The organism is Nocardia inohanensis NBRC 100128 (assembly GCF_001612945.1).
Taxonomy (GTDB): domain Bacteria; phylum Actinomycetota; class Actinomycetes; order Mycobacteriales; family Mycobacteriaceae; genus Nocardia; species Nocardia inohanensis.
Genome location: NZ_BDBK01000012.1, coordinates 321925 through 347236, shown reverse-complemented (window position 1 = coordinate 347236; position 25312 = coordinate 321925). Strand labels below are relative to the sequence as shown.

Here is a 25312-nt window from a genome sequence, read left to right as displayed (position 1 = left end):
GGCGAAATCGGGGCGTTAAGGCGGAGGCGCGGCCCGCTCGAGACCGAATCGCGACCTATCGGTTTGCTTGCTGCGATGTGACGGCCTCGCGCCGGTTATGCGGATCGGGAGGGGAAGTGGCGGTGGTCACGGGCTTTTGTGCGGATTTGCAGATTGTGGTTGCGGAACTGGTCATTGCGTGGGCTGGGAATGTGCACGAATACTCCTTGGCATCGAAGTTTGTGGGCCCCGTCACACGATGAGGGTGTGGCGGGCCCGAGCGTGAAGGAGTGCGCGATGAGCGTCCGGGTATCGGAACCGGAGCCGGGGTCGGCGCTGGCCGGGTTACGGCGAGTGGTGGCCGCATCGATGGCGGGGACCGTCGTCGAGTGGTACGAGTTCTTTCTCTATGGCACGGCGGCGACGCTGGTGTTCAACAAGGTGTTCTTCGCCAAGGGGACCAGCGATCTGGATGCCATCCTGGCCGCGTTCATCACCTATGCGGTCGGGTTCGCGGCGCGGCCCCTCGGTGGCGTGGTGTTCGGCCACTTCGGCGACAAGTACGGCCGCAAGAAGCTCTTGCAGCTGAGCCTGATCCTGGTCGGCGCGTCCACCTTCCTGATGGGCTGCCTGCCGACCTTCGGACAGGTCGGGTATCTGGCTCCGGCGCTGCTGGTCGCACTGCGCTTCATTCAGGGCTTCGCGGTCGGCGGTGAGTGGGGCGGCGCGGTACTGCTGGTCGCCGAGCACAGTCCGAGCAAGAGCCGCGCGTTCTGGGCCTCGTGGCCGCAGGCGGCGGTGCCGGTCGGAAATATGCTCGCCACCGTCGTGCTGCTGGTGCTGACCTCGACGCTGTCGGACGCGGCCTTCCTGTCGTGGGGCTGGCGCGTCGCGTTCTGGCTGTCGGCGGTGGTGGTACTGGTCGGCTACTACGTGCGCCGGCAGATCACCGACGCCCCCATTTTCCTTGCCGCACAACAGGTCGCGGAGCAGGAGAAGGCGGCTTCGTTCAGTGCGCTGGAGGTGCTGCGGCGGTACCCGCGCGGCGTGCTCACCGCCATGGGCCTGCGCTTCGGCGAGAACATCAGCTACTACCTGATCGTCACCTTCTCCATCACCTATCTGAAAGTCCACGTGGGCGCCAACACCAAGGTGATCCTGTGGTGGCTGCTGGCCGCGCACACCGTGCACTTCCTGGTGATCCCACTGGTGGGACGGCTCAGCGACCGGTTCGGCCGGCGGCCGATCTACCTGATCGGCGCGCTCGCGGCGGGCACCTGGGGCTTCTTCGCCTTCCCCATGATGGACTCCAAGCACAATGCGGTGATCCTGTCCGCCATCATCATCGGCCTGGTCTTCCACGCCTTCATGTACGCCGCCCAGCCGGCCATCATGGCCGAGATGTTCCCGACCCGCATGCGCTATTCCGGTGTGTCCCTGGGCTATCAGGTGACCTCCATCGTGGCCGGATCGCTCGCGCCGATCATCGCGGTGCGGCTGCTCAGCACCTACCACTCCTCGGTCCCGATCGCCTGGTACCTGGCGGGTGCGTGCGCCATCACCGTGGTGGCGGCGCTGTTCGCCCGGGAGACCAAGGGCGCGGATCTGGCCGAGGTGGATCGCGCGGACGCGGAAATGCTGGTGGCGGAGGCGAATTCGAAGGTGAAGGTGGCATGAGCGGCACGACCGGACCCCGGCGCGGGGAACTGTGCGGCCGGACGGCGCTGGTGACCGGCGGCGCGAGCGGGATCGGCGCGGCGTGCGCGCGGGAGCTGGCCGCGCGCGGCGCCCGGGTCACCGTGGCCGATATCGACGGCCTCGGGGCCAAGCAGCTCGCCGCCGAAATCGACGGCAGCGCTTGGGAAGTGGATCTGCTGGCGGTGAGCGCGCTGGAGGAGCTGGCGCTGGACGCCGACATCCTGGTCAACAATGCCGGGGTGCAGACCGTCAGCCCGATCACCGAATTCCCGCCGCAGCGCTTCCGCGACATGCTGGCGCTGATGGTGGAGGCCCCGTTCCTGCTCACCCGCGCCGTCCTGCCGCACATGTACGCGCAGGGGTTCGGCCGGATCGTGAATATCTCCTCGGTGCACGGGATCCGGGCCTCGGCCTTCAAATCCGCGTACGTGACCGCCAAGCACGCTCTCGAGGGGCTCTCGAAGGTCACCGCGCTCGAGGGCGGCCCGCACGGGGTGACGAGCAATTGCGTCAATCCCGGCTATGTGCGAACCCAGCTGGTGGACAAGCAGATCGCCGAACAGGCCAAGGCGCACGGCATTCCGGAGCGAGAGGTGGTGGAGCGGATCATGCTGACCGAGAACGCCGTCAAACATCTGGTCGAACCCGAAGAGGTGGCCTCGCTGGTGGCGTGGCTGGCCTCGGACAACGCGCGAATGGTGACGGGTGCGTCCTACACCATGGACGGCGGATGGAGCGCACGATGAGCGTCGACCCGACCGCGCCGCAATGGATTCCGAGCGCCACCGATATCGAGGAGGCGCGCATCACCGATTTCGCCCGCTTCGTCGAGCGGCGATACGGCGTGCACGCCGCGGACTATCACGAGCTGTGGCAGTGGTCCATCGACGATATCGCCGGATGCTGGCGTGCGGTGTGGGAGTACTTCGCGCTCGGGGAGATCCCGGGCGAGGTGCTCGCCGAGCCCGCCATGCCCGGGGCGCGCTGGTTCCCCGGCGCTCGCCTCAACTATGTCGATCAGGTGCTGCGGCAGGCGCGCACCGACAAGCCCGCGCTCGTCGGCCTGAGCGAGGACACCCCGCCGCGCGAGCTGTCCTGGGACGAAATGCTCACCCGCACCGCCGTTCTCGCGCGATCGCTGCGTGAGCTCGGGGTACGCCCCGGCGACCGGGTCGCCGGCTACCTGCCCAATATCCCCGAGGCCGTCATCGCCTTCCTGGCCACGGCCTGCCTCGGCGCGATCTGGAGTGCGTGCGGCCAGGACTACACGGCCAAGGCCGCCCTGGACCGGCTCGGCCAGCTGGAACCGACCGTGCTGATCACCGCCGACGGTTACCGCTACGGCGGCAAAGCGCACGACAAGCGTTCCGATATAGCCGAATTGCGTGCCGGGCTGCCCACCCTGCGTGCCGCGGTGGCGGTCTCCAATCTCGGCCTCACCGTGCCCGCCGCCCTGAGCTGGGAGGACGCCACCGAAGACCCCTCCGGGGCCGCCGGGCTGCCGGTCCCGAACCCGGTGGCCTTCGACCATCCGCTGTGGGTGCTGTACTCCTCCGGCACCACCGGCAAGCCCAAGGGCATCGTGCACGGTCACGGCGGCGTGGTGCTCGAGCATCTGAAAGCCCTTGCCCTGCAATCGGATATCGGATCCGAGGACACCTTCTTCTGGTACACCAGCCCCAGCTGGATGATGTGGAACTATCAGGTCGCGGGCCTGCTGGTGGGTGCGACCGTGGTCTGCTACGACGGCAGCCCCGCCTACTCCAGCCCGGATGCGCTGTGGGGCCTGGCCGCGCGCACCCGTGCCACGGTGCTCGGCACCAGTCCCGGCTATGTGCTGTCGTGTGAGAAGGCGGGCGTCATCCCCGCGCTCGCCCACGATCTGAGCGCCCTGCGCCTGGTCGGCATCACCGGTTCGGCGCTTCCGCCCGCCTCCTCGCTGTGGCTGAGAGATGCGGTGGGCGAGCATATCCCGGTCTCCTCGATCAGCGGCGGCACCGATGTGGTCTCGGCCTTCGCCGGTGGGGTCCGCACGGTCCCGGTGCGCCCCGGCGAACTGTCGGCCCCGTATCTCGGTGTCGCGCTGGACTCCTGGAGCGAGAACGGCACCCCGGTTCGCGGCGAGGTCGGCGAGCTGGTGGTCACCGCGCCCATGCCATCGATGCCGGTCGCGTTCTGGAACGACCCCGACGGCTCCCGCTACCGCGACGCCTACTTCGACGTCTTCCCCGGCGTCTGGCGGCACGGCGACTGGATCACCCGCACCGCGCACGGCGGCGTCATCGTGCACGGCCGATCCGATTCCACCTTGAACCGCAACGGTATTCGCATGGGCAGCGCCGACATCTACCAAGCCGTCGAAGCCTTGCCGGAAGTGGCCGAAGCGCTGGTGCTCGGGATCGAGGAACCGCACGGCGGTTACTGGATGCCCCTGTTCATCGTCCCCGCGCCGGGCTACGAGCTGACCCCGGTCCTGGAGCAGCGCATCGCCGCCGTCATCCGCATCGAGCTCTCACCCCGCCACGTCCCCGACGAAATCCGCAGCGCCCCCGGCATTCCCCACACCCGCACCGGCAAGAAGCTGGAAGTCCCGCTCAAACGCCTGCTCCAGGGCGCGGATCCGGGCAAGGTGGTGGATCCCTCGGCCGTCGACAATCCGGAGTTGCTGTCCTGGTTCGCCGCTCAGCGCCCGGCTACGACAGCCGCGCGATGAGATCCTCGATGTAGGCGCGGAAGATCCCCGGCATATCCACCCGCTCCGGATCCAGCAGCCACTGCAACTGCAATCCGTCCATCATGGCGGTGATCTGCCGGGCCACCGCGACCATGTCGACGTCGGCGCGAAACACCCCGTCCGCCTGGCCTTCCGCGAGCACCCGCGCCAGATTCTCCGCCAGCTTGCGGTACCGCTCGACCGCCCAGGCGTGCGCCGGATGGTCGGCGGTGGCGGCCTCGCTGGTGAGCACCGTGAACAAGCGCACCAGCCCGGGCACGTGCGCGTTGTACTCCACCAATTGCACCAGCCGCATGAGCGCGTCCTTGCCGCGCAGCGGCTGACTGGTCGAGAACCGGTCGTAGTCGATGCGGTCGCGCTGCTCGAGCACCGCCGCGAGCAGTGCGGTCTTGCTGGGGAAGTAGTGCAGCAGCCCCGGCTGCGAGAGCCCGCACCGTTCGGCGATCTCGGCGATGGAGGCCCCGCGGTAGCCGTTGTCGGCGAACGCGCGCAGCGCCTCGTCGATGATCTGCTCGCGGCGCGCCTCGCCCCGGGAGCGTCGGTGCGAGTTCTGCGTCATGACCAGGCACACTAGCCAAGTGCGCTGATCAGGCAAAATCAGCAGAGAATAACGGAAGGATAACAGTCCCGAGTGAGTGCTCGGTAGACTGGTTCTCCGCTGGCAGACTCGTGTCGGCTGTACAGGGATGTGCGAGGAAGGGAGACCGGATGAGTCGGATCAGCGAGGCGATCACACCGATCACCCTGCGAGGCGGCGCCGGAACGCTCGCCGGTTGGGAGATCGCGCCGGCCGCCGATACCGAAGCGCGCGGCACCGTCGTGCTGGTGCCCGGGTTCACCGGCTCCAAGGAAGACTTCGAGTTCATGCTCCCGCTGCTGTCCGCGGCCGGATATCGCGCGGTCGCCTACGACCAGCGCGGGCAATACCAATCGCAGGGCCCGGACGATATCGCCGGCTACACCATGGACGACTTCGTCGGCGATCTGCTCGGCGTGCTCGATCAGGTGTCGCCCGGCGCGCCCGTGCATCTGGTCGGGCATTCCTTCGGCGGCTATGTCGGCCGGGTCGCGGTGATCGCCGAACCACGTCGTATGCGCAGCTTCACCCTGCTCGCCTCGGGCCCCTCGTCGGTCGAGGACATCAATTTCCCGCCCCCGCGGCTGGTCGCGCAGTTGGTGGAAGCCGGTGGGCGCGAGGTCATCTGGCAGCAGATGAGCGACGCCATGACCGCGGCCGGGACCACCTTCGCGCCCGAGCGCGCGGAGTTCCTGCACAACCGGATTCTCGCCACGAAGCAGGCCAATATTCTCGGCATCCTGAAGGTGATGGAGCAGCCGCCGGTCAAGGATCCGGCCGAGCTGCGCGACACCGGCGTGCCGCTGCTGGTCGCCTACGGCGACACCAACGACCTGTGGGACCCCGCCGTGCACGAGCGGTTCGCCGCTCAGCTGGGCGCGCGGACGGCCGTCTACCACGGCGTCGGCCACGTGCCGAACGAGGATGTGCCCGAACAGGTCTGCGCCGACCTGATCAGCTTCTGGAAGGAACTGGCATGAGCGACCGCATCGAAGAGCTGCTCGGCAAGCTGGACCTGCCCGCCAAGATCGAACTGATCTCCGGCGCGGGCTTCTTCCGGTTCGCGGGCGAACCGGGCATCGGACTGGCCGAGATGCCGGTCTCGGACGGGCCGTCCGGCGTGCGCGGCGAGGAGTGGGACGAGCGCGATCCGTCGGTGAGCCTGCCGTCGGGCACCGCGCTGGCGGCCACCTGGGATCGCGAGCTGCTCACCGAGATCGGGGCGCTCATCGCCGCCGAGGCCCGGCGCAAGGATGTGTACGCGGTGCTGGGGCCGACCATCAACCTGCATCGATCGCCTTTGGGCGGACGGCATTTCGAATGCTTCTCCGAGGATCCGGTGCTCACCGGTGAGATCGCCGACGCGTACGTGCGCGCGGTGCAGGCGCACGGCGTGAGCGCGTGCCCGAAGCACTACGTGGCCAACGACTCCGAGACCGAACGCTTCACCGCCGATGTGATCGCCGCCGAGCGGACCCTGCGCGAGCTGTACCTGTACCCGTTCGAACGGTCGGTGCGGGCGGGCGCGTGGATGATCATGGCCGCCTACAACTCGGTCGACGGCGTCACCATGACCGAGAACGCGCTGCTCGACGAGCCTTTGAAGGGCGAGTGGGGATTCGACGGCGTGGTGGTGTCGGACTGGACGGCGGTGCGCTCCACCGCCGGTGCGGCCAAGGGCAACGACATCGCGATGCCCGGACCGTGGGAGGCGTGGGGCGCACCCCTGGAGGAGGCGGTGCGCAACGGTGCGGTGCCCGAGGCGGCCATCGACGAAAAAGTCCGGCGCATACTGCGATTCGCCGAGCGCGTAGGCGGATTGAACGGCACGCCCAAGGCCGTGACACCGTTCACCGATGCCGCCGCACAGCAGCTGGTGCGGGAAGCCGCCGCCAAGGCCATGGTGCTGGTGGCCAATGACGGCACGCTGCCGCTCGGCAAGCCCGCGCGAGTGGCGCTGCTCGGATCCGCCGCCGCCGAACCGCGTTTCATGGGCGGCGGCAGCGCCACCGTCATTCCGGCGCACACCACCTCGCCGCTCGAGGGGCTGTCGGCGGTGCTGCCGGTGACGTACACGCCCGGCGTGCACCTGAGCGACCACATGATTCCGGTTCCGCTCGCCCTGGTCACCGATCCGGAAACCGGGACCGCCGGTGTCTCGCTGCGCTACCTCGACGGCGAGACCGTGCTCGCGGCCGAGCATCGCACCGCGGGCAACCTGATGCTGTTCGGCAATCCGAATGCCCTGGCCGCCAAGGTCATCGAGCTGCGCGGGCGGTTGCGGGCCGACACCACCGGCGAGTGGCGGATCGGATTCGCGGGCGTGGGCGCGCTCAGCCTGAGCATCGACGGTGAGACGGTGCTCGAGGACACCGTCATGCCCGACGGCGGCGATCCGGTGGAGATGCTGCTGAACCCGCCCCAGCGGTTCGTCACCCGCAGCCTCACCGAAGGCGACGAAGTGGATGTGCTCATCCGCATGGTGCCCGGCGGCGGCTTCCCGGCGCTGGGCATCACCTACGCCATCGGCCGCCCGCGCCGCGCCGATGACGAAGAGTTCGCCGCCGCAGTCGAACTGGCGCGCGATTCCGAAGTAGCGGTGGTGGTGGTCGGCACCACCGAGCAGATCGAATCCGAGGGCTTCGACCGGACCAGCCTCGCCCTGCCCGGCCGTCAGGACGAACTGGTGGCCGCCGTCGCGGCGGTCAATCCGCGCACCGTAGTGGTGGTGAATTCCGGTTCCCCCGTGGAGATGCCGTGGCGCGACGACGTGGCCGCCGTGCTGCTCACCTGGTTCCCGGGCCAGGAATTCGGTGCGGCGCTGGCCGATGTGCTCACCGGCGCCGCAGAACCCGGCGGCCGTTTGCCCACCACCTGGCCCAAGACCATGGCCGACGTGCCGGTGCTGAACACCAAGCCGAACCCGGACCACACCCTGCCCTATGACGAGGGCATCCACATCGGCTACCGGGCGTGGCTGAAATCCGGTGTGGCCCCGGCCTATCCGTTCGGGCACGGGCTCGGCTACACCACCTGGGAGCTGTCCGAGCTGACCGTCTCGGGCCGCACCGCCACCGTCACCGTCACCAATACCGGCGACCGCGCGGGCCGGCAGGTAATCCAGGCGTACCTGTCCCGGGCGAACAGCGCCGTCGACCGCCCGGTGCGCTGGCTGGCCGGCTTCGCACCGGTGGAAGCCGGGGCCGGTGAATCCGTCACCGCCACCATCGAATTGCCGCAGCGCGCGTTCGAACACTGGACCGATACGGGCTGGGCCGTCGAGCCCGGCGACTTCACGCTCCATGTCGGCACCTCCGTCATGGATCTACCGCTCACCGCCCAGATCGGCTGAGCCGCAGCCGGTCCCGTGCCGCGTGCGGGACCGGCTGCCCACTTCTTCGCTCCTTCGCGCACTCCGGGATCCCCTGTGTCCAATTTCGACGCCGACGCCGCCGTCGGCGAAACCGCCACGGCCACACCCGCACGCGGATTGCTGCCGATGCTGTTCGTCGGCAATGCGGCTATGTACGCGCTGTACATGGGCGTCGGTTCGGTCCTGCTGCCCTTGCAGATCGAGCACCTCGACCCCGCGTCCAAGGTGGCGAACCTGGTGCTGCCCAAGGCCGAGGACGCCGCCCGCGATATGGGCGTGTTGAACATCGCCAATGCCGGACCGCAGATCCTGGGCCCGTTCGTGGCCTCGGCGGTGGTGAGCCTGGGCGGCTACACGCCGTTGTTCCTCTTCGGCGGGCTGCTGTCGGTGCTCGGCGCGCTCGCGGTCGCCCCGATCCGGTCGGTGCGCTGAATCAGGGCTGTTCGGCGGTGAGGGTGATGGTGGTCCAGCCGCCGACGTGAATCCGATCGCCTGATTTCAAGGGCAGGGGCCGGCGCGGCGGGATCGGCACGGAGCTCTCGTTGAGACAGGTGCCGTTGGTCGAACCGAGATCGGTGACGGTGACGGCGTCGAGACCGACGTGCAGGATCGCGTGCGAGCGCGAGACCGCCACATCCGCCGGCGCGATGGACAGGTCGATGTGCGGGTGCACGCCCTGGGATTCGCTGCGCTTGCCGATCAGGATGTCGGTGTCGTGCAGCGGGATTCGGCGTTCGGGGTAGAAGACGGGGAACTCGACGCGATCCAGGTCCGGGCCTTTGAGCGCGATCATGCGCTGATAGTGCCCCTGATCCGCGGTGACCGTGGCGACCCACAGCACCGTGCCCGCGGGCGGCACGATGCCGTGCTCGCCCGTGGCAGGCGCGACGGAAGGCGCTGGGGGAGTGAGGTTCCGGGGCGGGGAGCCCAGGGCGGAATCGAAGCCGCAGTATTCGCAGAACCGTCCCTCCATCGGGGACTGGCACTGCGGGCACGGCACGAGCTGGGTGGTGGGAGGCGCGCCCGCGGCCATCGGCGATCCACATACATCGCAGTAGTCGATCGCCGTGGACGGGTGGCCTTCGGGGCAGGCGGGCATCAGTCGTCCTTTCGCACCCGGGCGGTCTTGGTGGAGCGCACATCCAGGGCCATCTCGTCGGCCGGGTCGATGGCCGAACGCAGCCGCACCGTCCCGGTCCGGTCGTCGACCTCCACCACCGCCGCGAGCAGTTTGGCGGTGTTGTCGTTACCGGATTCGGCGGCCAGTTGCACCGCGCGCTGGAGTTTCGCGGTGGCCGTGGTGAGATCACCGGCCTTGCGGGCGGCGAGGCCCTCCTGCACGGCCGCCGCCAGCTCGGCCTGGCCGGTGTAGTGGGCGACCCGCCGGCTGATGCGCGCCGAGAGGTCGGTGTCGGTGGTCCAGACGGCCTTCACCAGCCCCTGGCCCACCACTTGGTCACCGATCACCAAACTGATTCGGGCGGCCAGCTTCTCGCGGCCCGGAGCGGCCGGCTCCACCTCGAGTTGCACGTGGTAGTCGCGCTCCTCGGCGCCCCACGAGCCCAGGGGATACTCACCCACCTGCGGACCCACCTCGTTGCGACGATCGGTCAGCGCCTCGATATTCGGCGCCACCTGCTTCACGAACCGGATCCGCGCCCCGACCGGCGTCCAGAGCCGCAGCGTCAGTTCGGGAATCGACTTGGCCATGGAGCTCTGCATCATGGCGGCGAAATCGGCGGCCAGCAGGTCCGGAGTCTTGATCAGGTCGACGGTGCCGTGCAGCGCGGAGGCGATGGAGCGCAATTCGTCCACCCGCCAATCGGTTCCGACGCCGCGGCAATCACAGGTGAACACGCCCTCCGACGCCTGGATCTCGCGGGCCAGCTGTTCGGGCGTCTCGTGTTCGTTCTGCCCGTCGGTGAGCAGGATGGCGTGCACCATCGCGCCCGGATGATGCTGGGCGATGAGCCGCGACAACCCCAGCCAGGTGCCGATGGCGGTGCCGCCGGAGGGCCGCAGTTTGTCCAGGGCGTGCCGGGCGGCGGTGCGGGTGTGCCGGTCGGCGACCGCGGAGGGGCTCGTCGTCGGGTACACCACTTCGGCCTTGTCGGTGCCGGCCACGATCGCGAACCGGGTGCCGTCGGCGAGCACGTCGAGGGCGGCCAGGGTGGCGCGGCGGGCGCCGCCGAACTTGTCGTAGCTGCCCATCGAACCCGAGCAGTCGATGATCAGGATCTCCACCCGCTGCTGCGGCGGGGCGGCGACCGCCAGGTCGTCGGAGGTCTCCACGGTGACGATGGCGTCCACGGTGCGGGCGCCTTCGGCCAGGTATTCGTTCTGGTCGACGGCGACCGAAATGCCTTCGGCGGTAGCGGAACTCATCGGGCATCTCCTGTCTGCACCGGGCTGGGTACGGGTACCAGTGCCACGCTGATGTTGTCCTTGCCGCCCGCGTTGAGCGCGTGATCGACCAGCGCCCGGGCGGCGGGCAGCGCCGGATAGGCGGTGGCGATGCGGGCCAGCGCGGCGGCCTCGGGCAGGTAGTTCCACATGCCGTCGGTGCAGAGCAGCAGCACCCCGGGGTCGGTGACCCGCAGGCTGCGCACACAATCGGCGGGCCAGGGTTTGCGTTCGCTGTCCGCGCCGAGCCAGCGGGTGAGCACGTGCGCGTGCGGGGCGTCCATGGCGGTGTCCTCGTCCATCACGCCGGTGTCCACCAGGGCCTGGGCCAGGGAGTCGTCGCGGGTGAGCCGGGTCGAATCGTCGAAGTCGGGGCGCAGCCAATAGGCCCGGGAGTCACCGATATTGACGACGGTGAGCTGGGCGCCGCCGTCGGCCGCGAGCCGGGCGATGGCCGAAACATAGGTGCAGGACGGGGATTTGCCTTCCGGAGTGCCGATATCGCGCACCGCCTGGGCGGCCGCGTCCAGCCCGGCCAGCACCGCCTCTTCGTCCGGGCGGCCCATGCTCAGGGCGGTCAGGCAGGCGTCCACGCCCGCGCGCGCCGCCGCACCGGAGGCCGCCTGCGGGTCCTCGGAGGTCGAGACGCCGTCGCAGACCGCGATCACCACGGTGCGCGAATTCTCCAGCACCGCGGCCGCGACCGAATCCTCGTTGTGCTCGTGCAGGATGCCGCGGTCGGTGATGAGCACGGTCGCGGCCAGATCGGCTTCGAAGCGATCCCGGCGCACGCTCAGCTGCCCGCAGTCCGCGCAGTAGCCGTCGGCGTCGAAATGCCTGCCGCCGCAGGCTTCACACGCGGTGACACCGGAGTCGTAGGCCATGGTGGTGCCGGTGAACGGCGGGATGGCATTGCTGAGGGCGGTGGCGAGGGCCGGTGCTGCGGTGAGTTCGGGCAAGGTGGAATCCTCCGTGGACGATGCGATATCGGCGGGCTGCGGCGGCAGTGCGATGCGGCGGGTACTCAGCCGGTGTCCGCATGCCTCGCAATAGTTTTCGGTCTCGGCCGCGAGTGCCCCGCAGGCCGGGCAGCGGGCGCTCACCAGGAGGTCCTGGGCCGCACCGCATTGGCCTGTTCGACCAGGGTGATGCGCTCCCACATGTCATCGGTCTCGCGGGCCAGATCGCGGTAGCAGCGTTCCAGGCCGGTGCGCACGCCCGGTTGATCGAGGGAACTGCCGAGCAGCGGGGCGTGACCGGTGGGCACGCGGCCCGATCGCAGCCAGTGCAGGGCGGCGTCGAAGACGCGCAAACGAGCCTGTGCGGCAACCCGTTTGGAGTCCAGCCGGAGTCCTTCGACCCGGCCGCCGGCATCGCGCAGCAGGCTCTCGGTGAGTTCGCCGTCGCGATCCACGTCGAGGAGGATGTCGACGGCCGCGATGCCGGCCTCGGTGTGCACCGCCGACGCGTGGTCCACCTGATCCAGCACAGTGATCGCGCCGGTGCGGTCCCGGGCCAGCCGGCGCAGGCGGGACAGACCGAAAGCCGCACTGGTGAAGCCGCGATCGGTGCGCCACACCGCCTCGTAGTAGTCGGCGGCCCGGCGGCGCGCCGGCTCCGGATCACTGCCGTTGCCGTGATTGCCCAGATTCTCGGCGGTCACCGCGAGCGCCAGTTTCGGTGCGGCCTCGCCGGGCAGCGCCGTGTACAGCGCATCGAATTCCGCCGCGGCGGCGGGCCAGTCGCGTTGCAGCAGCCGGGCCAGGCCGCGATACCAGGTGAGGCGCCAATCGCCGGTCAGGGTTTCCTCCAGTTCGTCCAGGCGGCGCAGGGCGTCGTCCACCGCGCCGTATTCCAGTGCGGCGCGGACCAAGCGGAGCGGAATCTCCACCGACTCCGCCTGACCGGTCACCACCGAGCGCAGCCCCGCGGCGAGCTCGCGCTCCAGGATCTCCGGTTCGACCGCGCTCGTCGAAGCCAGCAGCGCCGCGCCGGTATCGTTCGGATCGACCAGCGGGACCGGCAGGGCCGCAACGAGTTTCGCCGGATCATCCGGGAGTTCGTCGCCTACGCCGAACACCCCGCGCGACGGGCCGAAGCGGGCGGACAGGCCCGGGCGGGGCACGCCGTCGTCGGTGGCGAGCACCTCCCGCAGTACGCCGGTGAGCTGATCGGCCATCTCCTCCATGGAGCTGAACCGGGCATCGGGGTCCGGATCGGTGGCGCGCAACAGGAATCGGTACAGCGATTCGTGTCGGGCCAGCACCGGTTCGGTGGCCGGGGTGGGCAGCGGGCCCAGGCGGCCGTGCTCGATCGGCAGGCTCATCAGCAGCACCGCCAGGGTGCGCCCGACCGTGTACACCTCGGTGGCGATGGTCGGGCCGGTCTCGGCGATCTCGGGAGCCTGATAGCCCGCGGTGCCGTAGATGGCGCTGTGCTCGTCGTTCATGGCGATGACCGCGCCCAGGTCGATGAGCTTGAGCTGCTCCTCGGTCTGCATCACGTTGTCGGGCTTGAAGTCGCAGTAGGCCCAGCCGTAGGAGTGCAGATAGCCCAGCGCGGGCAGCATCTCCAGCACATAGGCGATGGCGCGGGCGGGCGGCAGATACGTGCCCTCGGTCTCGCGATGCCGCCGCAGCAGCTGTTTGAGCGAGGTGCCGCCCACGTACTCCATCACGATGTAGCCGACCGGTTCCCCATCCGGTCCGGTCTCCTCGGCGAAGTTGTAGATGCGCACGATATTCGGGTGATCGACCTGCGCCAGGAAGCGGCGCTCGGCCACGGCGGCGCGCATGGCGTCCGCGTCGCCGGTATTGAGCAGGCCCTTCAAGACCACCGGACGGTCGTTGACCTTGTGATCCACCGCGAGGTAGATCCAGCCCAGGCCGCCGTGGGCCAGCGGGCCCAGCACCTCGTACTGGCCGACCGACTGGCCCTGGGACAGCTTGGGCGTGAACGAGAATCGCGTCCCGCAATTGCCGCAGAAGCCTTCCGTGCGGCCCGGCTGATCGGCCCGGCCCCGGCCCACCGGCCGATCGCACTTGCCGCAATACCGCTGGTGCTCGGGCACCTGCGCGTTGCTGAGCACCGCCGAAACCGGCTGAATCCGTGGCACGCGTGGGACATTCACCATTCCCGCGCCCAGCCGGCCGCGGGTCGCCCCCGACGACCCGGACCGTCCGGTGCGCACCGACCGGCTGCTGCCGCGCCCCGATCGCCTGCCGGTGCCGGTTCCCGCGGATCCCGATGCGGTGGAGCTGATTCCGGCGGTGCCCGCCGGCGCCTGCGTCGTGGGCGCGGTGCCGCAGGTCTCGCAGTAGCCGTCGCTGATCTTCCCGCCGCAGCCCGGTTCGATGCAGAGCCCGGCGGTGGCCGGGGTGGCGGGCGCCGGTGCGCTCGCGGTGGTGCCGGGCGGGGGAGGGGCGGCTCCGCAGACATTGCAGTAGCCGTCCTCGATCGTTCCCGTGCACCCGGGCTCGGTGCAGTTCACAGTCCCCTCCCCGATTTCATCGCGATCAGTTGGCGATAGTCCGTTATGGCGCGGGTGACCGCGGCCAGATCGCACGGGCGGCGCGACAGCAGCCCGGCGGCGATGCGGCTCGCGGCCAGCACATCCCGGTCCTCGCTGACACCCAGGCGGGCCGCCTTCGCCCGATAGGCGTCGAGCCGGCCGCGCAGTTCCAGGCGGCGGTCCAGCAGCCCCTGGGCCAGTTCCTCGTTGTGCGCGGCCGCGGCCTGCGCCGCGGTGAGCCGGCGGCGCAGATCCCACAGGGCGGCGGGATCGGCCGGATTGGCTTCCAGCGCGGTCAGTTCCGCACCGAACACGGCGCTGTCATCGGTGTGCACCGGCAGTGCGGCGGTCGCGATGGAGTGCTCGGCATCGAGGCGGGCGTGGTCGGCGCGCTCGTAGGTGCGGCGCAGGGCCTCGATCCGGCCGCGGGTGCGTTCCACCGCCTCGTCCCACCGTGCCGCCAGCGCATCAAGCTCGGCGAACAGGGCTGCGGCGGCACGCATTCGGGTGTTCAGGCCGGCCAGACGGCGATCCAGCTCGGTGGGGGACAGCGACAGCGGATCGGTCGCGGCCCGGTTCGACAGCTCATCGATATCGTGCGCCAATTCCCGCAATTCGGAGAAGGCGGAACGGTTTCCGCGGTGCGCACCGGCCTTGTCGAGTTGTGCTTGCAGCGGCGCGATCTCGGCGGTCACCCGGTTGTTGACGGTTTCCACGGCATCGAGGATCTCGATCAGGGCCGGGAAGGCCGCGCGCATCCGGTCGAGGGTGTCGGCGAACCCGGCCCGGGTGATGTGATGGCTGGGCCCGGTGAGGGTGCGCCGGGCCAGCGGAATCGTATTGCGGGACACCTCGAGCGGCCGGCCGCGCAGCAGCTGCGTCAGCTCCTCGCGGTCCACGGCATCGAGCCGGCGGCGGGCGCGCGCCGCCCGGACCTTTTCGAGGATGCCGCGCAGCCGGCCGAAATCCTCCCAGAGCAGATCCAGCTGCTGCTGCGCCGGGGCCCAATGCTCGGCGGTCTTGCCGATCGGCGGAAAACTGCGCAGCAGCACCAATCCCGGATGCTGGTCCAATTCGACCAGCGTGGCCGCGATCGCTTCGATTTCACGTTCCCGTTCGGCGGTTTCGCGATCGATCTCGGCGACGGTGAGAATGTATCCGGAATTCCCCTGCATGGCCGGTCACTCGGAATACTTGGCGGCGGGCGGACTCGGCGCGGGACCGAGCACCGTGAGGCGGGCATTGTAGAGCCGGGTCCAGGTGCCGTCGCCGCGAATACGTTCCAGCACCCCGTTCACGAAACGCACCATATCGGTGTTCTTCTTCGGTACGCCGATCGCGTACGCGTCGAACGCCATCGGCTCACCGACGATTTCGAGATTCGGATCCTGCTCTTTCAGACCGTAGAGAATCGGCAGATCGGTGCTGATCGCATCCACCTGACCCTGTTGCATGGCGGTCAGGCAGTCCAGCCAATTCGACATGCCGATCACCGTCGGCCGCGGATTCAACGCGAAGATGGCGTCCATGGTGGTGGTGCGGAAAACCGCGCAGACGCGTTTCCCGGCGAGATCGGCCGAGGTCTTGACGTTCGAACCCTTGGTGGTGAGAATTCGCTGATCGGTGACGAAATAGGTGCTCGAGAACTGGATTTCCTGCCGGCGCACACAGGTGGCCGTGAAATTCTGCACCACGATGTCGACTTCGTCGCCGGTGAGCGCGGGCACGCGGTGCGCGGCGTCGATGGGGTGCAGTTCGATCTTCTCCGGATCGCCGAACAGATCCTGCGCCACTTCCCGGGCGATATCGATATCGAAACCCTCGAGCTGTCCGGTCACCGGATTGCGGAACCCGAACAGATATTGATTCTGATCCACCCCGACCCGCAATTTACCGCGCTGCACGATGGCGGCCATGGTCGAACCGGCGGGCATGGCGCCCGCGCGGGGCTGGCCGCCCGGCCGCAAGCTGGCCTCGGGATTGCAACTGATATCGCCGCGCTGATTCGGCGCCTCGGTGACCTCCACCGCGCCCGTCGGGAGCGGATCACCGGCGGGCAGGTGCAGCGACGACCCGCCCGGCCCCGCCGACCCGCAGCCGCCCAGGACGGCGGTGGCCAAGGCCAGCAACAAGATTCGACCGCGCACGCTCACAGGAACTCCTTCAACCGCGGCCATACGCCGATCACCACGGCACTCGCGGCCGCCAGCAACAGCACCAGCGCACCCCACGGGCTCAACGTGAGCGCGTCGCCCGCAGCATCCACACCATCGCGCACATCCGTTCGCGCCGCCTCCAATTCGCCGCGCAACGTGTCGTCGAGTACGCCGAAACGGGTGGCGGAGGTGCCGGCCCCGGTGCCGATGGACTGGCTCACCGCGCCCTGATAATCATTGCCCTGATAGGCGGCGACCTCCAGCCGATGCCCGTCCTGCCAGCCGGTGAGCGCCCGCATCGCGGTCGAATCGTCGCCGGTGGCGGCGGTGACGGCGCTCCTCAGTTCGCCGGTGCGGGCCTCGAACCGCTTCTCGCTCTCGGTCAGATCGCCGCGGGTGACCAGTTGCAGGGTCTCCTCGGTGCGCGCCTGCTGGGCGAGAATCCGTGCCTTGGCGAGGGTTTCGAAGCGGGTGGTGGCCCCGTGCGCGCCGGAATCGATGGACTGGGCGGCGGCGAGGGTCGCGGCGGAAAGCCACAGCAGCGTCAGCACGGTGAGCCCGGCCGCGGTGAGCACACCGATATTGAAACGGCGGTTGGTGCGGCGCAACAGCACCCAGGACAGGTACCCGCAGAGTGTGGCCACGATGAGCAGCGTCAGCAGGCTGGTGCCGGGAATCGCGGTGATGTCTTCCTGGTCGGCGCGCAGGCGCGTGAGCCGATTCTGTTCCAGCTCTTGGGCGTTCTCGAGCACCGAGGTCTGCATGAGCGAGGACGCCTGCCGCAGATAGGCCGCGCCGACGGGCAGCTGCTGACGGTTGTTGGCGCGCGCCGCCTCGACCAGGCCGGTGTAGGTGGGCAGCTCGGAGGAGATGCGGGCGACGATCTCGCGGGTCTCGGCGTCGGAGGCGCCGGTGGTGGCTTCGGAGAGCGCGACCGCCGCGTCGGTCAGCGCCTGGCGGTACTGCGCGCGCACCGTGGGCGATTCGATACCGCCGGAGAGGAACGCGCTGGAGGCCGCCGCATCGGCCGCGGACAATGCCACGTACAAGCGCTGCGCGGCATCGGCGAGCGGTTCGGTGTGGCCGAGTACGGTATCGCGGCGGCTGATCTTCTCATTGAACTGATTCGCGCAGACCAGACCCGATATCAGGCAGGCGATCACGAGTATCGCCGCCACCGCGGCGAGTATGCCCGGCGCGGTCCGCGCGAAACGCCGCGTCCACTCCGCTGCGTCGCGAGTGGCCGCCGGTAGACGACTTCGCACCGTTCCCCCGTTCGACCGGCCTGCTCCCCGTACGGTGATGGTACGGGAGGTGTCCGGTTGTGTCGATCGCGTTCCAACCAGTTGGATTGAATTGGTGTATCACGCAATTCGCAGTATTGCACTCGGAGCAATAATCCGTTGCCGCGATGCGCACCGCACTCGTATGGTCTGCCGAGGAGGGGTTCGGCCGCGCGCCGAATCCGGGGAACGCGGTAAACGGGAGTGCGGAGTTTGGCAGTACGGTTGGCCTGGGGTGTAGTGGCGGATCGAGACCGGCGGGCCTGGGCGGCCGAAACCGGAGCACCGATCGATCCACGCGCGCAGGATCTTTCCGAAGGCGCGGCGGTGGTGCTGGGTCCGCGGGACAGTGAATTCGCCGATATCGAAACGGCGCGGGCGGAACTGAATCAGCTCATCGCCGCCGGCGGGGTTGTCCTGGCCGGGGCCGGAATTGATTTGGGCAATGGGTTTATCTCCGCGCGACTGGCCGGGGCCGGCGGTGATCGGCGCGATGCGGTATTGGCGGCATTGCGGGTACTGGGGTCCGCGGGCGCGCCCCGATTGGGTGAACGCACCGCCACCCTGGTCGCATTGTTCGGGGTGACCGCGACCAAACCCGTCGGGGCGGCGGCGGAACGCGCGATTGCCGAAGAACGCTGGGCGGCATTGACTCTCGCGTCGGCGGCGGCGGATCTGCTCGGGCCCGAACAACTCGAACGGGTGCTCGGCTTCACCGCGCCGGCGGATATCGACCCGGTCCCGGGTGGGGCGGCCTCGGCGCTGGCGGTGAATCTGCGGGTGGTGCTGGAACCGTTTTCGCGCCCGAAGCGGGCGGCGCTGCTGGCGGATCTGTGGCGGCAGGTGTGCGATCGGCAGGTCGCGGTGGCGGCGCAGCGGTCGCTGTCCGCGTCGCAGGACCACGAGATAGCGGGCAAGCTGAGCGCGCGCTACCGTGCGCACGCCGAGGAACGCCTCGAGCGGCAGGCGCGGTATCGGGACGACGTGCCGCTGACGGTGTTCGATGCCCTGCGCTTCGCCGCCACCTGGGACAACCTGTGGAAGTATCGCGCCGAGTGGCTGATCGAGGACGCGATCGCCGCCACCGTCCTGCTGCGCACCGAACTCGCCGTGCGCGAACACGGAGTGGCCGAAGGCATTTCCCGCATGCGCGAGCAGATCTCGGCCGCCTCGGCGCTGCTGCGCAATTCCGACCTGAAGTGGGCGCGCAGCCGCACCCCGGAGCAACTCGACCTGCCAGCTCGGCCCGGGTGCCACGTCCGCGAAATCGACGCCTGGCTTCGCAGCCAGCCGCTGAACGCCGCGTTCGAACGATTCCTGCCTACCCGGCTGCGCACCGCGCTGGCCTACGTCGTCGTCGTCGATACCGCCTGCCACGACGCGCTGTGCAATCAGCTGCCCCGGGACGACCACCCCGAGAAGTGGGCGTCCGAAGCCCTGCTCGACTGGCGGGAAAAGGTGGGCTACACCGAGATTCGCCCGCCCAGCGAGTGGTTGCAGCGCCCCGTCCTGCGCGACTCCGCCTCCGGCGACTGTCTGGCCGAACGCCTGGCGGCCGACCCCACGACCCGCGACCAGCCGAGCGATCTGCTCTGGTACGCCGAGCTGGCCGACGCCATGCTGCGAGCCCAAGGACAAGCCCGCGCCGAGATTTGGTTCGAATACGGTTTCATGCACTTCGACGCGCACCCGGACCCCACTCCGGTGACGCTCGATCCCCTCACCCCGCGCCCCGATTCGGTCCCGCTGGCGGTAGCCGGTGCCGCCCAACTGCTTTCGCTCGGCGCGACCGCACCGCCCCGCTGCCGCGACTGGGTGCGCCTGTGCACGGGCCTGATGACCAGCGGTGCCGTCGCCGCCGCCCTGAGCAACGAATTCCAGATCCCCGAACCGGTACTGGCCTGGGACGGAGCCGAACTCCCCGGCACCGCCACCCGCCTCCAGATCGCCCGCAACGGCGGCCACCTGGCGGAATGGTCCGACTACATGGGCAATTGCATTGCGGGCCAGTGGTATCAGGACGAGGCCGTGCGCGGCCGCAGCATCCTGATCGCGGTCCGTGACGACCGGAACGTCATCCAGGTCAATGCCGAACTCCGCTCCACCGGCCCCGGCTGGTTCGCCGACGAGATCAAAGCCCGCTTCAACAACGAACCCGACCCATCGGTGAAGAAAGCCATCCAGCACTGGGCCCTGACTCTCCGCGCCGCCGAACCGGACCCGGAACCACCGTCCGCCGAAACACCCCCGCGCCCCCGCCGCGCCCGCCCGAACCCGCTACGCGAGATCGCCCCCGACCTGTACGCCGCCACCCGCGTAACCCTCGCCGCCGCCCAGCCCGCCCTGCACGTCATCACCGCCATAGCCGGAGACCCCGCCGCCGACCCGAAAACCCTCACCCCCGTGCGCCGTTCGACCCTCACCCGCCTGACCCGCCTGACCACCGAAGCCCTCGAATCCGGCCGCATCACCCTCCCGCAACTCTGGTCGGCCACCGCCACCCACCCCCTCACCGCCGCGGTAAACGCCCTCGACCCGGCCCTCCAAGCCCGCTACCCCCGCCTGCACACCCTCTCCGAAGACGCCCCCCTCCCCTCGAAAGCCCTGCGCGCCTTCATAAAAGACCCCGAAATGGCAACAGCCCGCTCCCAGGAAATCCTCGCCCGCCGCCTCCGAACCATCCTCGCCCACCTCACCCTGACCGCCGCCCCCACCCTCACCCGCGCCGTCATCGCCCACCCCGAAACCCCCACCCTGTGCGCCCTCATCCAAGCGATCACCTGCGCGCACAACTACCCCCACCGCACCCTCCCCATCGCCGACCCCCGCGCAACCACCATCCCCGCCTTCCCCACCACCTCCCTCTCCGACCCGAACGGCCCCTGGCAACTCGCCTGGCCCGACGCGGTCACCCTCGGAGCCGACCGCGAACGCTTCTGGAACCAGATCGCCGACACCGGCCTCCTGGCCCCCGCCGACTGGCTGAACACCGATGGCTGGCAAGCACTCTGGTCCCGAGCCACCGCCAACTCACGAAACGGCTGACGTCCGCTGCGGCGAGACTTGCGGTCAGGCGGTGGGGGTGGCGGCGAGTTCGGCGAGGAGTTGGGTTGTGGTGGTGGTCAATCCGAGGCGGGGGAAGATCTTGGTGGTGGAGTGGTGGTGGGAGGCGGGGTCGCGGTCGGAGACGGCGTCGGTGGGGATGATGACGGTGTAGCCGTGTTCGTGGGCGGCGCGGGCCGTTGATTCGACGCCGATGCTGGTGGCTATGCCGGTGAGGACGATGGTGGTGATGGTGCGGCGGCGGAGTTGCAGGTCGAGGTCGGTGCCGTAGAAGGCGCCCCACTGGTGTTTGGTGATGGGGAGGTCGGTGGGGTGGAGGTCGAGGGCTGGGACGTAGTCGTCCCAGCCTGGCGGGGGAGTGGTGGTGAGGGGATGTTCGGTGCGGCCGGGGGCGGCGTCCGCGCCGTCCGGGGCGAAGGAGACTCGGACCGGGAATACCGGGAGGTTGCGGGCTCGGAAGGCTCGGGCCAGGGCGGCGGAGCGGGTGATCACCTCTTCGGTGGAGTGCGGGGTTGCGGGGGCGGCGACTATGCCGTTTTGCAGGTCGATGATCACTAGGGCGGTGTGGGGGTCGAGCAGGTCGGATGTCATCGGGAGTCCTTGCGGTGCGGGGGGATTCGGTCAGGGCTCGACGAGGCGGGCGAGCAGGGGGATGGCGGCGAGTAGCGAATGTTGTTCGGTGGGGGAGAGTTTGGTGGCGATGGACTCGGCTAGCCAATCCTCTTTGGCGTCGTGCGCTTGGTTGAGCAGGCGTTCGCCTTCGGGGGTCAGGGACAGCAGGTTCTGGCGTTGATCGGTGGGGTGCGGGGCGCGGGTGAGGTAGCCGCGGTCTTCGAGTGCGGCGACGGTGAGGCGCATGGATTGCGGGCGGACCCGCTCGGCTCGGGCCAGGTCGGCGACGGTGCTGGGGCCGTCGGAACCCAGGCGGCTCAGGGCTACGGCCTGGGACGGGGTGATGTCGAGTCCGGCGCGAGCGGTGCGCAGGTGGCGGAGCAATCGGCTGCTGATGATCCGTAGCTCGGCGGCCGCGACGGTGAGGTCTTCCGGCGAATGCTGAGCACTCGACCGGTGTTCGGCGGGTCCGCTCATGTGGACCAGTATCGATATTGACAGGAAAGCTTGCAAGTTTGCCTGTCGAAGCTTTGCTGCGAGCTGGTGGATGCGGTGTCCGATTCCCGCCGGTACTTCTCTTTCGCATTGGGCAGATTGGTCAGTGGAACAACGACGACATCGAGGAAAGGACTCGTAATGACCGTCTACACGACCATCGACAGCCCGCTCGGCGAACTGCTGCTGGCGGGCAAGCGGGCCGGCGACGGTGTCGTGCTCACCGCACTGTCGATGAGCGGTGGCAAAGGCGCGGTGATCCGGCCGGACTGGGTGCAGGACCGGGCCGCGTTCGCGAACGTCATCGACCAGCTGGCCGGCTATTTCGCGGGCGAGCGCACCGAATTCGAACTCGAGATGTCCAGCAGCGGAAGTGAATTCCAGGATCAGGTGTGGCAAGCGCTGGACGCCGTCCCGTACGGCACCACCGTCACCTACGGTGAGATCGCGGCCCGGATCGGGGCACCGCGTGCGGCGATCCGGGCGGTAGGTGCGGCCATCGGCGCGAATCCGCTGCTCATCGTGCGGCCCTGCCATCGGGTGATCGGGGCGAACGGATCGCTCACCGGGTACGCCGGCGGGCTGCCGCGCAAGCAGCAGTTGCTCGTCCTCGAGCGCGTCCTGCTCGCCGCATGAGCGCCCCCGCCCGGCCCGGCACCGATTGGGCGGCGCGGGTGGGGGAGCAGGACTGGGCGGCGCTGGCGCGTGATCTCGACGATCACGGCCAGGCGCTGACCGGTCCGCTGCTCACCGCCGACGAATGCCGTTCGCTCACATCGCTTTACGATCGGCCCGAGCATTTCCGCTCCACCATCGACATGGCCCGGCATCGCTTCGGATCCGGTGAATACCGTTACTTCACCCACGATCTGCCGGACGCGGTGCGAGGTTTGCGGGCGGCGTTCTATCCGCACCTGCTCCCCATCGCACGCGACTGGGCCGCTCGCCTGTCCCGGCCCGGCACCTGGCCCGCCGACCTCGACGAGTGGATTCGCCGGTGCCACCACGCCGGTCAAGCCAAATCGTCGCAGATCCTGCTGCGCTACGGCCCCGGCGATTGGAATGCCCTGCACCGGGACCTCTTCGGCGATCTCGTCTTCCCGCTCCAGGTGGTCATCGGCCTGGATCGACCCGGGATCGACTACACCGGCGGTGAATTCCTGCTGGTAGAACAACGCCCCCGCGCCCAATCCCGCGGCAGCGCCATCACCCTGCCACAGGGCCACGGCCTGGTCTTCACCACCCGCGACCGCCCCGTCCGCTCCGCCCGGGGCTGGTCGGCGGCCCCGATCCGGCACGGTGTCAGCCTGGTTCGCTCCGGCCGCCGCCACACCCTCGGCCTGGTGTTCCACGAAGCCTGACCGGGCGCCGGTCCCGGCCCTGCCCGCCCGGTATCGCGAATGGAAACAGCGCGCCTCGGCGGCCGTCCCTCGGGAAATCGGCGGGCGCAATAAGCTGTGAGCGTGAGTGTGGAAGCTGAGGGTTCGCCGGGACCGTTGCCGAAGGGACGGCACGGGCTGACCCGCGAGGAAGTGGTGACCTCGCAATACCGGCGTTTATGCACCGCGGTGCTGGAGGCCGTCGGTGAGCTGGGCTATGCGGCCACCACCGTCGCCGATATCGTCTCACGCGCGCAGGTGGCGCGCCGCACCTTTTATTCGGTCTTCGGCGGCAAGGACGAATGCTTCGCCGCCGCATACGATCTCGCGGTTTTCGCCGCCCTGGACCAATTGCAGGAAACCGTCACCGGAATGCAGGGCGTGAATTTCGCCGATCGGGTGCGGATCTCGTTCGAAATCTATTTGAATGTGCTGGCCGTGCAACCGGGCGCGGCGCGGGCGCTGTATGTGGAAACCCTCGCCGCCGGCCCCGCGCTGGTGACGCATCGGCTGCGGGTGCACGAGCGCTTCGCCGAGTACATCATGGCGGTGTCGCGGATAGGGGTGCGCGACGGCGATCTGCCCGCCGACCCGGACCCGCGCCTGATCGACATGCTGCTGGGCGGCATCGACGATCGGGTGCGCGCCTGCCTGCACGAGCGCGGGGCCGCCGCCCTGCCCGAGCTCGCGCCGCTGTTCACGCACACCGCCATCGCGTTGGCGAGCGCCCCGAGGTTCTGAGCGCACCCGGCGCTGTCGCCCGCCACAAACGCCGCCCCTGCGCGGTTTGTCACTCGGCACAGCGAACGTGACACGGGCCACACCGGACCCCTACCGTCGCAATCGAATTCGAATCACATCGAGTTCTGTTCCATGCGGTAGGAGAATTTCATGAGACCAGGTTTCCGGGTGCTGGGCAGCGCCGTATTCGCGAGCGCCACCGCCGTGACGCTGGCGTTGTCGAGCGGAGTGGCCGATGCCGATCCGGAAATCCCGGCCACCACACAGGGTTTGGCGGATTACATCAGCAAAGGCTTGAATCCGGCACCCGATGGCCGGCAGCCCCGCGCCATTGCCGGAACGGGCAGCAGTTCCGGTTCCGCCGTCACCAGCACCGCCTCCGACGCGATCGGCGAGGGCCCGGAGATGACGGCATTCCTGGCCGCCTTCGGATACGGCCTCACCCACCCCGATGCCGCGCCGCCCGGATCCAACAACTGGAATTGCAAACCGACCGCGGCACATCCACATCCGGTGGTGCTGGTGCACGGCACCTGGCTCAATACCTACGACAGTTTCGCGTATCTGGCGCCACGTATCGCCCGCGCCGGATTCTGTGTCTTCGCCTTCAATTTCGGCCGCGAAGGCGTGCTCGAAGGCGGCGGGCTGGGACCGATCCTGCCCGGCCGGTACGGGGTCGGCCCGATGGAGGACTCCGCCCGTCAGCTCTCCGTGTTCGTGGACCGGGTGCAGGCCGCCACCGGCGCGTCCATGGTCGACATCATCGGGCATTCCCAGGGCGGGCCGGTGGCCAACCAGTACCTGAAATTCGAAGGCGGACAAGGGAAAGTCGGCAAGGTCATCACCTTCGGCGCCACCAATCACGGCACCTCGCTGCTGGGCATCGCCACCCTCGCGCGCATCATCAACAACCTCGGCGTGAACATTCTCGGCTTCTACGAACCGTTCATCGGGCAGGCCAATGTGCAGCAGGCGGCCGGATCGGCCTTCTACGCCAGCCTGAACCGCGACGGCGACACCGTGCCGGGCGTGGCCTACACCGCCATCGGCACCACGCACGACGAGATCTCCAACCCCTACGACTGGACCTTCCTGACCGCCGGCCCCGGAGCCACGGTCGACAACATCACCCTGCAACAGGGGTGCGAACAGGATCTGTCCGACCATCTCACGATCATGTACTCCCCGCGCGCCGTGTCCTTCGCGCTGCGCGCCCTGGATCCCGCGGTGCAGCCCGAACCGGAGTGCGCCTTCAACCCCTGGATGATCGGCGGCGGCGGCAAACTGTAGCCGTCCGGTACCGGAAAG

21 protein-coding genes are annotated in these 25312 nt (G+C 69.1%); 11 read left to right on the top strand and 10 right to left on the bottom strand.

Annotation, left to right across the window (positions count from 1 at the left end):
• The first annotated feature begins 276 nt into the window (after nt 1-276).
• From NI1_RS24270 to NI1_RS24260, 3 genes are read left to right on the top strand one after another with little or no spacing between them, the layout of a single operon-like run.
• Nucleotides 277-1656 (top strand): MFS transporter, encoded by a 1380-nt coding sequence (locus tag NI1_RS24270; RefSeq protein ID WP_067825344.1) that lies wholly within the window; start codon nt 277-279, stop codon nt 1654-1656.
• Nucleotides 1653-2423, top strand: a complete 771-nt coding sequence (locus NI1_RS24265) for a 3-hydroxybutyrate dehydrogenase (protein ID WP_067824935.1) — start codon at nt 1653-1655, stop codon at nt 2421-2423. Before NI1_RS24270 ends, NI1_RS24265 begins: the two co-directional genes overlap by 4 nt.
• Nucleotides 2420-4390 (top strand): acetoacetate--CoA ligase, encoded by a 1971-nt coding sequence (locus tag NI1_RS24260; RefSeq protein WP_067825341.1) that lies wholly within the window; start codon nt 2420-2422, stop codon nt 4388-4390. Before NI1_RS24265 ends, NI1_RS24260 begins: the two co-directional genes overlap by 4 nt.
• On the opposite strand, the gene NI1_RS24255 is transcribed toward NI1_RS24260, so the two are convergent.
• Nucleotides 4371-4970 (bottom strand): TetR/AcrR family transcriptional regulator, encoded by a 600-nt coding sequence (locus NI1_RS24255; protein WP_067824934.1) that lies wholly within the window; start codon nt 4968-4970, stop codon nt 4371-4373. The genes NI1_RS24260 and NI1_RS24255 overlap by 20 nt on opposite strands.
• Before the next feature lie 149 nt (nt 4971-5119).
• On the opposite strand from NI1_RS24255, the gene NI1_RS24250 reads away from it, so the two are divergent.
• The 3 genes from NI1_RS24250 (at nt 5120) to NI1_RS38935 (ending at nt 8793) form a co-directional block, all read left to right on the top strand.
• Nucleotides 5120-5968 (top strand): alpha/beta fold hydrolase, encoded by an 849-nt coding sequence (locus NI1_RS24250; protein WP_067824932.1) that lies wholly within the window; start codon nt 5120-5122, stop codon nt 5966-5968.
• A complete protein-coding gene (locus NI1_RS24245) occupies nt 5965-8340 on the top strand; it encodes a beta-glucosidase family protein (protein ID WP_067824930.1) in 2376 nt (791 codons plus the stop codon). The genes NI1_RS24250 and NI1_RS24245 overlap by 4 nt, the downstream gene beginning before the upstream one ends.
• A gap of 75 nt (nt 8341-8415) precedes the next feature.
• Entirely contained in the window at nt 8416-8793 is a 378-nt protein-coding gene (locus NI1_RS38935; RefSeq protein WP_067824929.1) for a hypothetical protein, read from the top strand.
• Between the two features lies 1 nt (nt 8794).
• Here the strand turns inward: NI1_RS38935 and NI1_RS24235 are convergent, their stop codons facing one another.
• From NI1_RS24235 to NI1_RS24205, 7 genes are read right to left on the bottom strand one after another with little or no spacing between them, the layout of a single operon-like run.
• Nucleotides 8795-9460 (bottom strand): double zinc ribbon and FHA domain-containing protein, encoded by a 666-nt coding sequence (locus NI1_RS24235; RefSeq protein ID WP_067824927.1) that lies wholly within the window; start codon nt 9458-9460, stop codon nt 8795-8797.
• A complete protein-coding gene (locus NI1_RS24230) occupies nt 9460-10746 on the bottom strand; it encodes a vWA domain-containing protein (RefSeq protein WP_067824925.1) in 1287 nt (428 codons plus the stop codon). The genes NI1_RS24235 and NI1_RS24230 overlap by 1 nt, the downstream gene beginning before the upstream one ends.
• On the bottom strand, nt 10743-11867 hold the full coding sequence (locus NI1_RS24225) for a PP2C family protein-serine/threonine phosphatase (protein WP_245663382.1): 1125 nt from the start codon (nt 11865-11867) through the stop codon (nt 10743-10745). The genes NI1_RS24230 and NI1_RS24225 overlap by 4 nt, the downstream gene beginning before the upstream one ends.
• Entirely contained in the window at nt 11864-14254 is a 2391-nt protein-coding gene (locus NI1_RS24220) for a serine/threonine-protein kinase (protein ID WP_067824923.1), read from the bottom strand. The genes NI1_RS24225 and NI1_RS24220 overlap by 4 nt, the downstream gene beginning before the upstream one ends.
• Complete coding sequence (locus NI1_RS24215) at nt 14251-15450, bottom strand: hypothetical protein (protein ID WP_067824922.1); 1200 nt, start codon at nt 15448-15450, stop codon at nt 14251-14253. The genes NI1_RS24220 and NI1_RS24215 overlap by 4 nt, the downstream gene beginning before the upstream one ends.
• 6 nt (nt 15451-15456) lie before the next feature.
• A complete protein-coding gene (locus tag NI1_RS24210; RefSeq protein ID WP_369690154.1) occupies nt 15457-16428 on the bottom strand; it encodes a glutamate ABC transporter substrate-binding protein in 972 nt (323 codons plus the stop codon).
• Nucleotides 16425-17696: a GlnX family signal transduction membrane protein gene (locus NI1_RS24205; protein WP_501193569.1), complete on the bottom strand. Its 1272-nt coding sequence runs from the start codon at nt 17694-17696 to the stop codon at nt 16425-16427. The genes NI1_RS24210 and NI1_RS24205 overlap by 4 nt, the downstream gene beginning before the upstream one ends.
• A gap of 231 nt (nt 17697-17927) precedes the next feature.
• Here NI1_RS24205 and NI1_RS24200 point away from each other — a divergent pair, with 231 nt between their 5' ends.
• Nucleotides 17928-20759 carry a hypothetical protein gene (locus NI1_RS24200; RefSeq protein WP_157535305.1) on the top strand — a complete coding sequence of 944 codons (2832 nt, stop codon included), beginning with the start codon at nt 17928-17930 and terminating at the stop codon, nt 20757-20759.
• A 24-nt stretch (nt 20760-20783) separates the two neighbouring features.
• Here NI1_RS24200 and NI1_RS24195 read toward each other — a convergent pair whose 3' ends face one another.
• Both NI1_RS24195 and NI1_RS24190 read right to left on the bottom strand, forming a co-directional pair.
• On the bottom strand, nt 20784-21368 hold the full coding sequence (locus NI1_RS24195) for a hydrolase (RefSeq protein WP_067824918.1): 585 nt from the start codon (nt 21366-21368) through the stop codon (nt 20784-20786).
• Between the two features lie 30 nt (nt 21369-21398).
• Nucleotides 21399-21866, bottom strand: coding sequence for a MarR family winged helix-turn-helix transcriptional regulator (locus NI1_RS24190; RefSeq protein ID WP_084523602.1), 468 nt, complete (start codon nt 21864-21866; stop codon nt 21399-21401).
• A 159-nt stretch (nt 21867-22025) separates the two neighbouring features.
• On the opposite strand from NI1_RS24190, the gene NI1_RS24185 reads away from it, so the two are divergent.
• From NI1_RS24185 to NI1_RS24170, 4 genes are all read left to right on the top strand, one after another.
• Complete coding sequence (locus tag NI1_RS24185) at nt 22026-22520, top strand: methylated-DNA--[protein]-cysteine S-methyltransferase (RefSeq protein ID WP_067824914.1); 495 nt, start codon at nt 22026-22028, stop codon at nt 22518-22520.
• On the top strand, nt 22517-23245 hold the full coding sequence (locus tag NI1_RS24180; RefSeq protein ID WP_067824912.1) for a 2OG-Fe(II) oxygenase: 729 nt from the start codon (nt 22517-22519) through the stop codon (nt 23243-23245). Before NI1_RS24185 ends, NI1_RS24180 begins: the two co-directional genes overlap by 4 nt.
• Before the next feature lie 102 nt (nt 23246-23347).
• Nucleotides 23348-24004: a TetR/AcrR family transcriptional regulator gene (locus NI1_RS24175; protein WP_067824910.1), complete on the top strand. Its 657-nt coding sequence runs from the start codon at nt 23348-23350 to the stop codon at nt 24002-24004.
• 150 nt (nt 24005-24154) lie between these two features.
• Nucleotides 24155-25294 (top strand): esterase/lipase family protein, encoded by a 1140-nt coding sequence (locus tag NI1_RS24170; RefSeq protein WP_067824908.1) that lies wholly within the window; start codon nt 24155-24157, stop codon nt 25292-25294.
• Nucleotides 25295-25312 lie beyond the last annotated feature (18 nt).